The sequence below is a fragment of the Thauera aminoaromatica genome (genome assembly GCF_000021765.1).
In the GTDB taxonomy this organism is placed as follows: Bacteria; Pseudomonadota; Gammaproteobacteria; order Burkholderiales; family Rhodocyclaceae; genus Thauera; species Thauera aminoaromatica.
On the sequence record NC_011662.2, the window covers coordinates 3,973,741 to 3,986,916 of the forward strand.

Consider the following 13,176-nt stretch of genomic DNA (forward strand, 5'->3'; position numbering starts at 1 on the left):
GCCATGCGCAGCGGGCCTCGCGGAGTGCCGCGGATTCTAACAGATGCAGGACAACTCCATGTTTCGCCTCCCCCCCGCCCTCCGCCTCGCCCGCCTGCCCGGAAGCCGCCTCGCACGCGGGCTCCTCCTCGGCGCGACGCTCTCCGCCGCGCTCGCCCCGCCCGTCCTCGCCAACCCCTTCGAGACCACGCTCGCCAACGGCATGAAGCTGATCGTCAAGGAGGACCGCCGCGCCCCCTCGGTGGTGCACATGGTGTGGTACCGCACGGGTGCGATGGACGAGCCGGACGGCGTCTCGGGCGTGGCCCATGTGCTCGAGCACATGATGTTCAAGGGCACGAGGGAGGTCGGCCCGGGCGAGTTCAACCGCCGCGTGGCCGCCGTCGGCGGGCGCGACAACGCCTTCACCGGCAAGGACTACACGGCCTACTTCCAGCAGGTGCCGCCCGCCCACCTGCCGGCGATGATGGCGCTCGAGGCCGACCGCATGAAAAACCTCGTGCTCACCGACGAGGAGTTCGCGCGCGAGATCGAGGTGGTCAAGGAGGAGCGCCGCCTGCGCACCGACGACCAGCCGCGCGCGCTCGTGTTCGAGCAGCTGATGGCCACCGCCTACCAGGCCCACCCCTACCGCCGCCCGGTGATCGGCTGGATGCCCGACCTCGAGGCCATGCGGCCGGAAGACGCGCGCACCTGGTACCGGCGCTGGTACGCGCCCAACAACGCGTACCTGGTGGTCGTGGGCGACGTCGACCACCGCGAGGTGTTCCGCCACGCCGAGCAGACCTACGGCGCCCTCCCCGCCGGCGAGCTGCCCGCCCGCCGCATCTCCCCCGAACCGGCGCAACGCGGCCCGCGCGCCTCGACGGTGAAGGCCCCCGCCGAACTGCCCTATCTCGCCATGGCCTGGCACGTGCCCGCGCTGCGCGATCCCGCCAACGACCGCGAGGCCTTCGCGCTCGACGTGCTCGCCGCCGTGCTCGACGGCTACGACGGCGCCCGCCTCACCCGCGGCCTGGTGCGCGACCAGCGCATCGCGGTCAGCGTCGGTGCCAGCTACGACACCGGCAACCGCGGCCCGGCGCTGTTCTACCTGCACGGCGTGCCCGCCGCCGGCACCAGCCCGGAGGCGCTCGCCGAGGCCTTGCGCGCCGAGCTGCGCCGTATCGCCGACGAAGGCATCAGCGCCGCGGAGCTCGCGCGCGTGAAGACGCAGGCGATCGCCGCCCAGGTGTACAAGCGCGACTCGCTGATGGGCCAGGCGATGGAGATCGGCCACCTCGAATCCGCGGGCCTGTCCTGGCGCGACGAGGACAAGCTGCTCGATGGCCTGCGCGCGGTCACCGCCGAGGAGGTGCAGGCGGTAGCGAAGCGTTACTTCGACGACGCCAGCCTCAACACCGCCCGCCTCGATCCGCAGCCGCTCGGCGACAAGCGCCCGCGCTCGTCCTTCGCCGCCCCGCGCCACTGAAGCGCAACGCCCACGAAATACCCGCCATGACCGCAGAAACCCCCAGCCTCGAGCGCTCCCCCACCCGCCCCCGCCGCCTCCATCTCCTGCGCACCGCCGCGTTCGTACTTGGTGCCGGCGCGGCGGCCGGCGCGCTCGCCGCCCCCGAGATCGTCGAATGGACCGCGCCCACCGGCGCGCGGGTGCACTTCGTCGAGAGCCGCGCGCTGCCGCTGGTCGACATCCAGATCTCCTTCGCTGCCGGCGGCGCGCTCGACCCCGAAGGCAAGGCCGGGCTGGCGAGCATGACCCAGGCCCTGCTCGACGCCGGCGCCGGCGGGCTCGACGAGCAGACCATCGCCGACCGCAAGGCCGATCTCGGCATCGAGCTCTCCGGCGGCACCGACAACGACCGCGCCAGCATGGCGCTGCGCAGCCTGTCCTCGCCCGCCGAGCTCGACGCCGCAGTCGAGCTCGCCGCCACCCTGCTCGCCCGCCCCGACTTTCCCGCCGCGGTGCTCGAGCGCGAGCGCAGCCGCGCGATCGCCGGCCTGCGCGAGGCGCTGACCAAGCCCGCCACGCTCGCCGCGCGCCAGTTCAACGCCGCGCTCTACGCCGGCCACCCTTATGGCCACGACAGCACGCCGGAGTCGCTCGCCGCGATCGGGCGCGAGGACCTGGTCGCCTTCCACCGCCTGCACTACGGCGCCAAGCGCGCCGCGGTGGCGATCGTCGGCGACGTGGACCGCGCCGCCGCCGAGCGCATCGCGATCCGCCTCACCGAAGGCTTGCCCGCAACCGACGCCGCCGCGCCGCTGCCGACACCCGCGCCGACGACGGCGCAGGTCTTCCGCATCCCGCACCCCTCGGCGCAGGCCCACATCCTCGTCGGCCAGCCCGGCATGGCGCGCGAGGACGCCGACTACTTCCCCTTGCTGGTGGGCAACTACGTGCTCGGCGGTGGCGGCTTCGTGTCGCGGCTGACCGCCGAGGTACGCGAGAAGCGCGGTTTTGCCTACAGCGTGTACAGCGCGCTGTCGCCACAGCAGGTCGCCGGCCCCTTCCAGATCGGCCTGCAGACGCGCGGAAGCCAGGCCGAGGAAGCGCTCGCGGTGGTGCGGGCGACGCTCGCGGGCTTCCTCGCCGACGGCCCCAGCGCCGAGGAGTTGCAGGCCGCCAAGGACAACCTGATCAATGGCTTCGGCCTGCGTCTCGACTCCAACGCCAAGCTGCTCGACTACGTGTCGATGATCGGCTTCTACCGCCTGCCGCTCGACTGGCTGGAGCGCTACCCGCAGCAGGTCGCCGCGGTTGACGTCGCCGCGGTGCGCGCGGCCTGGCAACGCCGCATCCGCCCGGAACAGCTCGTCACCGTGATCGCCGGCGGCGACGGCGACCGTCCCGCGGCGGCGGGTGCGTCCACCACGCCCCCCGCGGAAGCCGCGCAGTGAGCCGGGTCCGCATCGTCGGCGGACAGTGGCGCTCGCGCCTGCTCGACGTGGCCTCGGTGCCAGGCCTGCGCCCGACGCCCGACCGCGTGCGCGAGACCCTGTTCAACTGGCTGGGCCAGGACCTCGACGGCCACGCCTGCCTGGACCTCTTCGCCGGCACCGGCATCCTCGGCTTCGAGGCCGCCTCACGCGGCGCCGCCCGCGTCGTCCTGGTCGAGCACGACGCGCGCGCGCTCGACGCACTGCACAAGGCGGCAAAGACCCTACAGGCGGCGCAAGTAGAGATCGTGCGCGGCGATGCGGTAAGATTCGCGCAATCCACGCCGCAGCGTTTCGACGGCGTGTTCCTCGATCCGCCCTACAAGCAGGGCTGGATCGAGCGGGTGTCGCCTTGGCTGGACCGGCTGGTCCGTCCCGAGGGATGGCTCTATGTCGAATCCGAAGTCGCCGTGGACAGCCTCGGCGCATGGCGCGCGGTCAAGCAGGGCCGCGCCGGGCAGGTCCATTTCCATCTCATGCGCAGGAGCGAGGAATGAAGGAAGCGATCGCGGTCTATCCGGGCACCTTCGACCCGTTCACCCGCGGCCACGAGGATCTCGTGCGGCGCGCCTCGATCCTGTTCGAGAAGGTCGTCGTCGCGGTCGCGCGCAGCAACAGCAAGAACCCGATCTTCGGACTGGAGGACCGGGTCGACATCGCACGCGATGCCGTCTCAGCCTTTCCCAACGTCGAAGTGGTCGGCTTCGACTGCCTGCTGATGGAGTTCCTCCAGCAGCAGGATGCGCGCGTGATCATCCGCGGGCTGCGTGCGGTATCCGACTTCGAATACGAATTCCAGATGGCAGGGATGAACCGCAAGCTTTATCCGGACGTCGAGACGGTGTTCCTGACGCCCGGTGAAGAATTCATGTTCATCTCCGCCACGATGGTGCGGGAGATCGCCCGCCTCGGCGGCGACGTGAGCAAGTTCGTGCAGCCCAGGGTGCTCGCACGGCTGCAGGAAAGACTCAAATCAAAGTAAACGCAAGGAAGCGAAGACCATGGCTCTGATGATTACCGACGAATGCATCAACTGCGACGTCTGCGAACCGGAGTGCCCCAACGGCGCCATCTACCAGGGCGAAGAGATCTATGAGATCGACCCCAACAAGTGCACCGAGTGCGTCGGCCACTTCGACGAGCCGCAGTGCCAGCAGGTGTGCCCGGTGGACTGTATCCCGCTCGACCCCAAGCGCGAGGAGACCAAGGACCAGCTGATGGCCAAGTTCCTCAAGCTGACCGGCAAGGCCTGATCACACCCGGCGGGAGCCCATCCCGCCGCACGAGACGACGGGGGCGGCCATCGGCGCGCCCCCGTCCGCTTTATTGCATGCGCGCGCCGCTCAGGCGGCCGCACGCACGCCCGTCACAGGCGTGTTGGCGGGCACGTCGAGCGCGTCGGCGACCGCGGCCTCGAGGTTGTCGAGCTCGTCCAGCAGCGCGCGCAGCGCCTCCTCGCCCTGCATCAACTCCTCCACGCGGCTCTCCAGCGTGTCGGTGGCCTCGTGGATGCGCTTGACGCTCTCGAGCCGGCGCTTGAGCTGGATCTGGTACTCGCGCACCTGGGTCTCCAGCGGCGACATCACCGCGCGCAGCCACTGCTCGACGTCGCGGTTGGCGAGCTCGAAGGTCTGGCGCGCCTGCACCGCGACGGTCTCGAAGAACTTCTGCGTGAGCGCGTGCTTCTCGGTGGTGACCAGGGTCAGCGCGGTGTTGATCTGGCGGTTGAAGGCCGTCTCCAGGCGCTCGAGCTCCTTCTCGTAGCGCAGCGTCGAGAAGCCTTCGGGTGCGGTGAGCTTGAGGCCGTGCTCGACGCTGAAGCGCTTGTACATGGCGTCGAGCATGCGGGTGATCTCGCCGATCTCCTCGGTCGAGCGCTGCAGGTTGCCACGCAGGCTGCGGAAATAGCCCTGCATGGCGTTGCGCAGCCCGCGCGTGAAGCTGGATTCGAGCATCGCCTCGCGCGTGCGCCGCGTCTCGTCGCGCACCGCGTCCAGGCCCATGTGCGCGAACAGGTTGTTGGCGAGGTCGGTGAACACCGTACGCACCGCGTAGTACTTCTGCAGACCCTGCTCGAACTCCTCCTTCTCGCTGCGGATCTTGCGCATCATGTATTCGATGACGCTCTGGTTCTTGCCGCGCAGGTCGGTAAGTTCCTGGAGCTGTTCGCGCAAGCCGGCCAGGCGCGCCTCGAGCAGGCTGCGCGTGGCGGCGGCGACCTCGGCGGACTCGGCGAGGATGTCCTCGCGCACGATCTCCTGCTTGGCGGGCAGCAGGCCCTCGGCGAGCGCACGCTCGAGCTGTGGCACACGGCTGCGCGCGAGCAGGGCCTCGTCGCCCTGGATGCGCGCCACCAGGCCCTTCTGCGCCGACACCGGGAACACCGCGGCGGGCTCGACGCCGAGGGTCGCGGCGACCGAGTCGACCTGGCGGCCGATCTCGGCTTCGATGCGCGCTTCGTCGCGCAGCCCGTCCCACAGCCCGTCGATCTTGTTGAGCACGACCAGGCGCCCGCGCTGGCGCTCGCTGCCAGCCTGCACGTAGTTGCGCCACACCGCGAGATCGCTCTGGGTGACGCCGGTGTCGGCGGCGAGGATGAACAGCACCGCGTGCGCATTCGGCAGCATCGACAGGGTGAGCTCGGGCTCGGCGCCGATCGCATTGAGGCCCGGCGTGTCGAGCACCACCAGGCCCTGCTCGAGCAGGGGATGCGGGAACTGGATCACGGCATGGCGCCAGCGCGGGATCTCGATGCGACCCTCGGCATCGGGACGGATGCCGTCGTCCCCTGCGGCATCGACGCGGAAGCCGAGCGCCTGCGCTTCGGCGACCTCGACCCGCTCGGTCTCGCCCACGCGCGCGAGCGCGGCCTGCAGGCCGGGGGCGTCGACCGCGTCGAGCGCGATCACGGTCCATTCTTCTGGATAGCGCTTGAGCTCGCTCACCGGCGTCTGGCGCGCGCGGCTGCGGATCGGCAGCAGACGCAGCTCGGGCTGCGCCCCCTTCTGCCACTGCAGCTCGGTCGGGCACATCGTGGTGCGGCCCGCGCTGGAGGGCAGGATGCGGTCGCCGTGGTCGGCGAAGAAAATCGCGTTGATGAGCTCGGATTTGCCACGCGAGAACTCGGCGACGAAGGCCACCGTGAGCTTGTCGTCGCGCAGGCGGTCGAGCAGGTATTGCAGGCGCATGTCCGCCTGGGCGTTGCCCACGTCGTTGCGCGCCAGCCACGCGCGCAGGCGGGCCACCGCGTCGCTGGCGTGGCCGCGCCAGCGGCTGTAGGCGGAAAACTGTTCGGTGAGATCGGTCATCGGCGTGCTCGTCCGGCAGGCGGGGGGGCGTCGGGCGCGCGCGAGGGCAAGGCCTCGCCGGCCCGCAGCGCAGAACATTATTCACCATAACCCGCTTCGCGGTTCGCGAGCGTGCCAAATTGCACGCCGCCTGCATGCCCCCCACCGGGGCATCGCCGTCCTTTCAGCTGCGGCGCTGGCAGCGCGGACAGAAGAAGCTCGCGCGTTGGGCGCTGACGATGCGCCGCACCGGCGTGCCGCACACCCGGCAGGACTCCCCGTCGCGACCATAGACGAAGTACTGCTGCTGGAAATAGCCTGGCCGGCCGTCGCCGCCGACAAAGTCGCGCAGCGTGCTGCCGCCGGCCGCGATCGCGGCGGCGAGCGTCTCGCGCACACAATCGACCAGGCGCGCGCAGCGTCGCGGCCCGAGCCGGCCGGCGGGCTCGAGCGGATGGATGCGGGCGCGGAAGAGGCTCTCGGAGGCGTAGATGTTGCCCACGCCGACGAGCTTGCGGCTGTCCATCAGCACATGCTTGATCGGCGCGCGCAGACCGCGCGTGATGCGCAGCAGCCAGTCGGCGTCGAAGCCGTCGCCGAGCGGTTCCGGCCCCAGGCCGGCGAGCAGCGGATGCGCCGCCACGTCGCCGGGCTGCCACACCACCATGCCGAAGCGGCGTGGGTCGCGCAGACGCAGCGCGCACTCGCCGAAGACAAAATCGACGTGGTCGTGCGCGCCCGCCGGCTCGGCCGCCGCGACCACGCGCAGGCTGCCCGACATCCCGAGATGCACGATCACCGTGCCCGCGGGAAAACGCAGCAGCAGGTACTTGGCACGCCGGTCGACCGCCTCGAGCCTGGCGCCCTCGATGTGCGCGGGCAGGTCGGCGGGCACCGCCACGCGCAGGCGCGGATTGCGCACCACCAGCCGGCTCAGGCTGCGGCCCTGGACGTGCGGCCGGATTCCACGGCAGGTGGTCTCGACTTCGGGCAGTTCGGGCATCGGGAAAGGAATCCGTGGGCTGCCCGCGCGCGGGCGCACACGGGGAACGGGTTGCGGCAGGGGCGGCGATCTGCCTACCATGGCATGAACCGAATTGTAGCCGAGCACTCGAAGCTTTCGCGGCACCCCCCGGCGGGTGCCAGGCGTTTCTTGCGCCGCGGCTCTGGCGCAACCCATCGAAGGTCCCGGAATTCCTCCCATGAAAACCCAGCTCGCCCGCATCGCCCGCTCCCTCTGCCTGGCCTTCGCGCTCGGCGCCGGCGGGGTCGCGACGGCGGCCAGCGGCGAGGCCGGCGAGGGCAACCTGCCCGCGCAGGAACTCACTCCGCGCACGCTGTACCACTTCCTGCTCGCCGAGATCGCCGGCGCGCGCGGCCAGATCGGCCTGTCGGCACAGCTCTATCTCGACCTCGCGCGCAGCACGCGCGACCCGCGCATCGCCCGCCGCGCCACCGAGATCGCGATGTACTCGCGCAACCTCGTGATGGCGCGCGGCGCCGCGGAGATCTGGACCGAGGTCGCCCCCGACTCGGACGAGGCGCGCCGGGTACTCGCCGGGCTGAGCGGCGCCGGCCGCGGCGAGGACATCAACCTCGAGGCCATCCAGTTCCAGCTCGCGCGCGTGCTCGCGCAATCGAACGGCCGCCTCGCGCAGAACCTGCTGAGCCTCGGCCATACCCTCGCCCGCGTACCCGACAAACAGGCGGTGCGCGGCATCGTGATGCGCCTGACCGAACCCTACGTCGACATGCCCGAGGCGCACATCGCCCGCGCGCAGGCGGCACAGGCGGTCGAGGACAGGATGGGCGCGCTCGCTGCGGTGGATCGCGCCCTCGAGCTGCGCAGCGGCTGGGAACCCGCGGTGCTGCTGAAGGTGCAGATCCTCCAGCAGGCAGGCGCGCACACGGAGGCCCTGCGCGTGCTCGAGGCCGAGGCCGCGCGCGCGCCGGCGAGCCGGTCGCTGCGCCTGGCGAAGGCGCGTGCGCTGGTGAGCGCGCAGCGCTTCGGCGAGGCACGCGCGGCCTTCAACCAGTTGCTCGAAGCCTCGCCGCAGGATCCCGAACTGCTCTATGCGGTGGGCCTGCTGTCGATGCAGCTCGAGGACTTCGCCGCGGCCGAGCTGCACTTCGCACGCGCGCTCGCCGCGGAGCACCCGCAACCCGACCTCATCCGCCTTCACCTGGGCCAGATCGCCGCCGACCGCGGCGAGGGCGAGCGCGCACGCAAGTGGTTCGGCGAGATCGAGAGCGAGGACCTCCGTCCCGAGGCGGACATCCGCAGCGCCCTGAGCCTCGCGCACGAAGGACGCATCGAGGAGGCGCGCGCCCTGTTACGCAACGACGTCGAGGATCCCGACCTCGCCCGCCGCTACCTGCTCGCCGAGGCGCAGATCCTGCGCGACGCCGAGCGTCCGACCGAGGCCCTCGCGCTGCTCGATGCCGCCCTGCGCGAGAACCCCGAAGACACCGGCCTGCTCTACGAGGCCGCCATGCTCGCCGAGCGCATCGGTCGCATGGACCTGCTCGAAGCGCGCCTGCGCCGCGTGCTCGAGCTGCAGCCCGATCATGCGCATGCGCTCAACGCGCTCGGTTATTCGCTCGCCGACCGCGGCCTGCGCCTGGACGAAGCCGAGGCGCTGATCGCACGCGCGCATGCGCTCATGCCGCAAGACCCCTTCATTCTCGACAGCCTCGGCTGGGTGCGCTTCCGCCGCGGCGATCAGGTCGGCGCGCTCGTCCACCTGGAGCGCGCCTATGGCATGCGCAAGGACGCCGAGATCGCCGCCCACCTCGGCGAGGTGCTATGGACACTCGGCCGTCGGGACGAGGCCCGACGGATCTTCGCCGAGGCGCTCGCAGCCCACCCCGACAACCGTCTGCTGACGGACACCGGCCGCCGACTGGGCATCCAGTGAGCCGACGCCCCCCGCATCGCTCGCAAGGCCTGCGCCGGACCCTGCTGGGCGGCGCCTGCGCACTGCTGCTTGCGGCATGCACGCCGACGCTGGTGCGCGACGGCGCTCAGCCCGCCGCGCGTCCCTTCCTGCCCGCGTTCGCGGTCGAGGGGCGGCTGTCGGCCACCGACGGCCGTAATGCGGCGAGCGGGCGCTTCGAATGGGTGCATGACGACGAGCAGGACCGCCTCACCTTGTTCAGCCCCCTCGGCCAGGTCGTCGCCCTGCTCGAGGGCGATCCTGCGGGCGCCAGCCTGGAGGCTGCCGACGGCAGCCGGCGCGAGGCCGCCGACGTGGACGCGCTGCTGCCCGAGGCGCTCGGCGTCGACCTGCCCGCCGCGCGTCTGCCGCGCTGGATCCAGGCCGCCCCGGCGGCCGACGCCGAGGTGCGCACCCTCGACGACGCCGGTCGTCCGCAGCTTGTCTTCGACCAGGGCTGGCGCATCGACTACGCCGGCTATGCCGACGACACCGCCGCGGCCGCGCCGCAACGCCTCGAAATCTCGCGCGGCGATGCCCGCGTGCGTCTGATCATCGATTCATGGACCGCCCTGCCCTGAACACCCTGCACACCCCCGACTGCAGCGATCCCGCGCGACTGGCCGCCTGCCCCGCGCCGGCCAAGCTCAACCTCTTCCTCCACGTCGTCGGCCGCCGCGCCGACGGCTACCACCTGCTGCAGACCGCATTCCGCCTGCTCGACTGGGGCGACACGATCGACTTCGCCGTACGCACGGACGGCGCGATCCACCGCCGCAACGAGGTGCCCGGCGTACCCGAGGCCGCGGACCTGGTGGTGCGCGCCGCCCGCCTGCTGCAGGCGCACACCGGCTGCGCGCTCGGCGCCGACATCACGGTGCACAAGGTGCTGCCGATGGGCGGCGGGATCGGGGGCGGCAGTTCGGACGCGGCGACCACGCTGATCGCGCTCAACCGCCTTTGGGGCACCGGGCTGTCACGCGCGCAACTCCAGGCGCTCGGGCTGCAGCTCGGCGCCGACGTGCCGGTGTTCGTCTACGGCCGCGACGCCTTCGCCGAAGGCGTGGGCGAGGCGCTGCAGGCGCTCGAACTGGCGCCGGCCTGGTACGTGGTGATCTCGCCCGGGGTCCAGGTGCCGACCGCCGAAATTTTTTCGGCGAGGGACTTGACGAGAAATACGCCCCCCATCAGAATGGCGGACTTCGCAGCAAGCACTACGCGAAACGACCTGCAGCCGGTTGCGTGCAGTCGCTACCCCGAAGTCTTGCGTGTGATCGAGTGGCTGGATGTGCATGCACCAGCCCGCATGACAGGCTCGGGCGCCTGCGTGTTCGCGGAAGTCTCCTCGGAAGAAGAGGCCGACCGCATCACAAAAGATTGTCCGCCACGCTGGAAGGCTTGGAAAGCGCGCAGCATCGCTCGCCATCCGCTTTACGAGTGGTTACAATAGCGCCCGCGCAGCACTCGACGCGCAGCGAAAAAGGTTTATTGGGGAGTCGCCAAGTCGGTTAAGGCACCGGATTTTGATTCCGGCATTCGAGGGTTCGAATCCTTCCTCCCCAGCCATACAACGACGGGCAGACCATGGGTCTGCCCGAGTCGTTTTTACGCGCCGAATATTCGCTCGTCGTTCCTTACGGCACTCGGAGTAGCAGAAATGCCCCACGGCAGCCTGATGGTCTTCACCGGCAACGCCAACCCCAAGCTTGGCGCCGACGTGACGCGACGCCTGGGGATCTCCCTCGGCTCGGCCACCGTCGGCCGCTTCTCGGACGGCGAGGTCAATGTCGAACTGCTCGAGAACGTGCGCGGCAAGGACGTCTTCGTCCTGCAGCCCACCTGCTCCCCGACCAACGACAACCTGATGGAACTGCTGGTGCTGGTCGACGCCCTCAAGCGCGCCTCCGCCGGCCGCATCACCGCCGCCATCCCCTATTTCGGCTACGCCCGCCAGGATCGCCGCCCGCGCTCGGCGCGCGTGCCGATCACCGCCAAGGTGGTCGCCAACATGCTGCAGGCGGTGGGCGTCCAGCGCCTGCTGACCATGGACCTTCACGCCGACCAGATCCAGGGCTTCTTCGACATCGCGGTCGACAACGTGTACGCCGCGCCGGTGCTGCTCGCCGACCTCGACAAGCAGAAGTACGACGACCTGCTCGTCGTCTCGCCCGACGTCGGCGGCGTGGTGCGCGCGCGCGCCTTCGCCAAGCGCATGGAGTGCGACCTGGCGATCATCGACAAGCGCCGCCCCAAGGCCAACGTCTCCGAGGTGATGAACATCATCGGCGAGGTCGAGGGCCGCACCTGCGTGATCATGGACGACATCGTCGACACCGCCGGCACCCTGTGCAAGGCTGCCGCCGCGCTCAAGAAGCACGGCGCCAAGCGTGTGCTGTCCTACTGCACCCACGCGGTGCTGTCGGGCGCGGCGGTCTCGCGCATCAACGAGTCCGAGCTCGACGAGCTGGTCGTCACCGACACCATCCCGCTGCGCGACGACGCCAAGGCGTGCCCGCGCATCCGCCAGATCTCGGTGGCCTCGCTGCTCGCCGACACCATCCTGCGCATCAGCAACGAGGAGTCGGTCTCCTCGCTGTTCATGGAATAAGGCTTTCGCCCTTCCGACCCCGCGTCGGACGGGCATCCACCGTCTCCGCCTGGTCGCGGGCGGGGACAACCCACTCAGGAGCATCACATGCAAATCGAATTCAAGGCCACCAAGCGTGACGCGCAGGGTACGGGTGCGAGCCGCCGCCTGCGTCGCGCCGGCCGGATCCCGGGCATCCTCTACGGCGGTGCGGGCGAAACCCAGCCGGTGTCGATGGACCACAACGAGCTCTACCACCTGCTGCGCAAGGAAGCCTTCCACGCTTCCGTGCTCTCGATCGAGGTCGATGGCGCCAAGCAGAACGCCGTGCTGCGCGACGTGCAATGGCACCCGTTCAAGCAACAGGTGCTGCACCTCGACTTCCAGCGCATCGCCGCGGGCGAGAAGATGCACCTGAAGGTGCCGCTGCACTTCGTCGGCGCCGACGTCGCCCCCGCCGTCAAGCTCGGCGGCTGCATGATCTCGCACACCATCAACGAACTCGACGTGCAGTGCCTGCCCACGGACCTGCCCGAGTTCATCGAGGTCGACCTGTCGGCGCTGGAAGCCGGCCAGTCGGTGCACGTCTCGCAGATCAAGCTGCCGGCCGGCGTCGAGCTGGTGCAGCACGGCGAAGGCGACCCGGTGGTCGCGACCGCGCTGCAGGTGAAGGGTGCCGCCGAAGCCGAAGGCGAAGGCGAGCAGGCCTGATCGCCCGGCCCGGATGCAGGAGACCGACGACCGATGAGCAACGCCGCCGCGCGTCCGCCCCGTCTGATCGTCGGCCTCGGCAATCCGGGCGCCGAATACTCCGAAACCCGGCACAACGCCGGGTTTTGGTTTTGCGAGCGGCTCGCCGACCAGCTCGGCGCGCGCTACTCGTTCGAATCGCGTTTCCATGGCCTGGTGGCCAACGCGCGTGAAGCGGGCATGTGGCTGCTGATGCCGCAGACCTTCATGAACCGCTCCGGCCAGGCGATCGGTGCGCTCGCGCGCTTCTACCGCATCGAACCAGCCGAGATCCTCGTCGTGCACGACGAGCTCGACATCCCCCCCGGCCAGCTGCGCCTCAAGTTCGGCGGCGGCCTCGGCGGCCACAACGGCCTCAAGGACACCTCCGCCCACCTCGGCACCAACGACTACTGGCGCCTGCGCATCGGCATCGGCCATCCGGGCGACCGCAACGAGGTGGTGAACTTCGTGCTCAAGCCCGCGCGGCGCGAAGAACAGCAGCAGATCGACGAAGCGCTCGACAAGGCGCTCGCGGTCTGGCCGCAGATCGTGCGCGGCGAGCTCAATGCCGCGGCGACCCGGCTCAACGTACGTCCCGCGCCGCCCAAGCCCCCGAAGCCTCCCAAGACCCCCAGGCCCGCGCAACCCGACGCCGGCACGGAACCGCCCGCGACGGACGGCTCCGCCGCCTGAT

General features: G+C 70.5%; 13 protein-coding genes and 1 tRNA gene. 12 read left to right on the plus strand and 2 right to left on the minus strand.

The window, feature by feature from the left end:
• The first annotated feature begins 58 nt into the window (after positions 1-58).
• The 5 genes from TMZ1T_RS17500 to TMZ1T_RS17520 are packed head-to-tail and all read left to right on the plus strand — an operon-like array spanning position 59 to position 4,193.
• Positions 59-1,471: a M16 family metallopeptidase gene (locus TMZ1T_RS17500; RefSeq protein WP_012586040.1), complete on the plus strand. Its 1,413-nt coding sequence runs from the start codon at positions 59-61 to the stop codon at positions 1,469-1,471.
• Between the two features lie 26 nt (positions 1,472-1,497).
• Positions 1,498-2,901: a M16 family metallopeptidase gene (locus tag TMZ1T_RS17505; RefSeq protein ID WP_012586041.1), complete on the plus strand. Its 1,404-nt coding sequence runs from the start codon at positions 1,498-1,500 to the stop codon at positions 2,899-2,901.
• A complete protein-coding gene (gene rsmD, locus TMZ1T_RS17510; RefSeq protein ID WP_012586042.1) occupies positions 2,898-3,437 on the plus strand; it encodes a 16S rRNA (guanine(966)-N(2))-methyltransferase RsmD in 540 nt (179 codons plus the stop codon). Before TMZ1T_RS17505 ends, rsmD begins: the two co-directional genes overlap by 4 nt.
• Positions 3,434-3,922 carry a pantetheine-phosphate adenylyltransferase gene (gene coaD / locus TMZ1T_RS17515; RefSeq protein WP_004308339.1) on the plus strand — a complete coding sequence of 163 codons (489 nt, stop codon included), beginning with the start codon at positions 3,434-3,436 and terminating at the stop codon, positions 3,920-3,922. The genes rsmD and coaD overlap by 4 nt, the downstream gene beginning before the upstream one ends.
• A gap of 19 nt (positions 3,923-3,941) precedes the next feature.
• On the plus strand, positions 3,942-4,193 hold the full coding sequence (locus TMZ1T_RS17520) for a YfhL family 4Fe-4S dicluster ferredoxin (RefSeq protein WP_004308341.1): 252 nt from the start codon (positions 3,942-3,944) through the stop codon (positions 4,191-4,193).
• A 90-nt stretch (positions 4,194-4,283) separates the two neighbouring features.
• On the opposite strand, the gene TMZ1T_RS17525 is transcribed toward TMZ1T_RS17520, so the two are convergent.
• Positions 4,284-6,248, minus strand: a complete 1,965-nt coding sequence (locus tag TMZ1T_RS17525; RefSeq protein WP_004308343.1) for a dynamin family protein — start codon at positions 6,246-6,248, stop codon at positions 4,284-4,286.
• Between the two features lie 163 nt (positions 6,249-6,411).
• Positions 6,412-7,230 carry a bifunctional DNA-formamidopyrimidine glycosylase/DNA-(apurinic or apyrimidinic site) lyase gene (mutM, locus tag TMZ1T_RS17530; protein ID WP_004308346.1) on the minus strand — a complete coding sequence of 273 codons (819 nt, stop codon included), beginning with the start codon at positions 7,228-7,230 and terminating at the stop codon, positions 6,412-6,414.
• A gap of 199 nt (positions 7,231-7,429) precedes the next feature.
• Between mutM and TMZ1T_RS17535 the strand changes: the two genes are divergently transcribed.
• From TMZ1T_RS17535 to pth, 7 genes are all read left to right on the plus strand, one after another.
• Positions 7,430-9,145, plus strand: coding sequence for a tetratricopeptide repeat protein (locus TMZ1T_RS17535; protein ID WP_012586043.1), 1,716 nt, complete (start codon positions 7,430-7,432; stop codon positions 9,143-9,145).
• Complete coding sequence (lolB, locus tag TMZ1T_RS17540; RefSeq protein ID WP_012586044.1) at positions 9,142-9,744, plus strand: lipoprotein insertase outer membrane protein LolB; 603 nt, start codon at positions 9,142-9,144, stop codon at positions 9,742-9,744. Before TMZ1T_RS17535 ends, lolB begins: the two co-directional genes overlap by 4 nt.
• The gene (ispE, locus tag TMZ1T_RS17545; protein WP_004308354.1) at positions 9,726-10,613 is read left to right on the plus strand and encodes a 4-(cytidine 5'-diphospho)-2-C-methyl-D-erythritol kinase; all 888 of its coding nucleotides are present in this window, start codon (positions 9,726-9,728) and stop codon (positions 10,611-10,613) included. The genes lolB and ispE overlap by 19 nt, the downstream gene beginning before the upstream one ends.
• Positions 10,614-10,652: 39 nt before the next feature.
• Positions 10,653-10,729: transfer RNA gene (locus tag TMZ1T_RS17550), tRNA-Gln, on the plus strand.
• Between the two features lie 91 nt (positions 10,730-10,820).
• Complete coding sequence (locus TMZ1T_RS17555) at positions 10,821-11,771, plus strand: ribose-phosphate pyrophosphokinase (protein WP_004308356.1); 951 nt, start codon at positions 10,821-10,823, stop codon at positions 11,769-11,771.
• A gap of 87 nt (positions 11,772-11,858) precedes the next feature.
• Positions 11,859-12,461 carry a 50S ribosomal protein L25/general stress protein Ctc gene (locus TMZ1T_RS17560; protein ID WP_004308358.1) on the plus strand — a complete coding sequence of 201 codons (603 nt, stop codon included), beginning with the start codon at positions 11,859-11,861 and terminating at the stop codon, positions 12,459-12,461.
• Positions 12,462-12,494: 33 nt separating this feature from the next.
• Positions 12,495-13,175, plus strand: coding sequence for an aminoacyl-tRNA hydrolase (gene pth, locus TMZ1T_RS17565; RefSeq protein WP_004308360.1), 681 nt, complete (start codon positions 12,495-12,497; stop codon positions 13,173-13,175).
• Position 13,176: the final 1 nt, after the last annotated feature.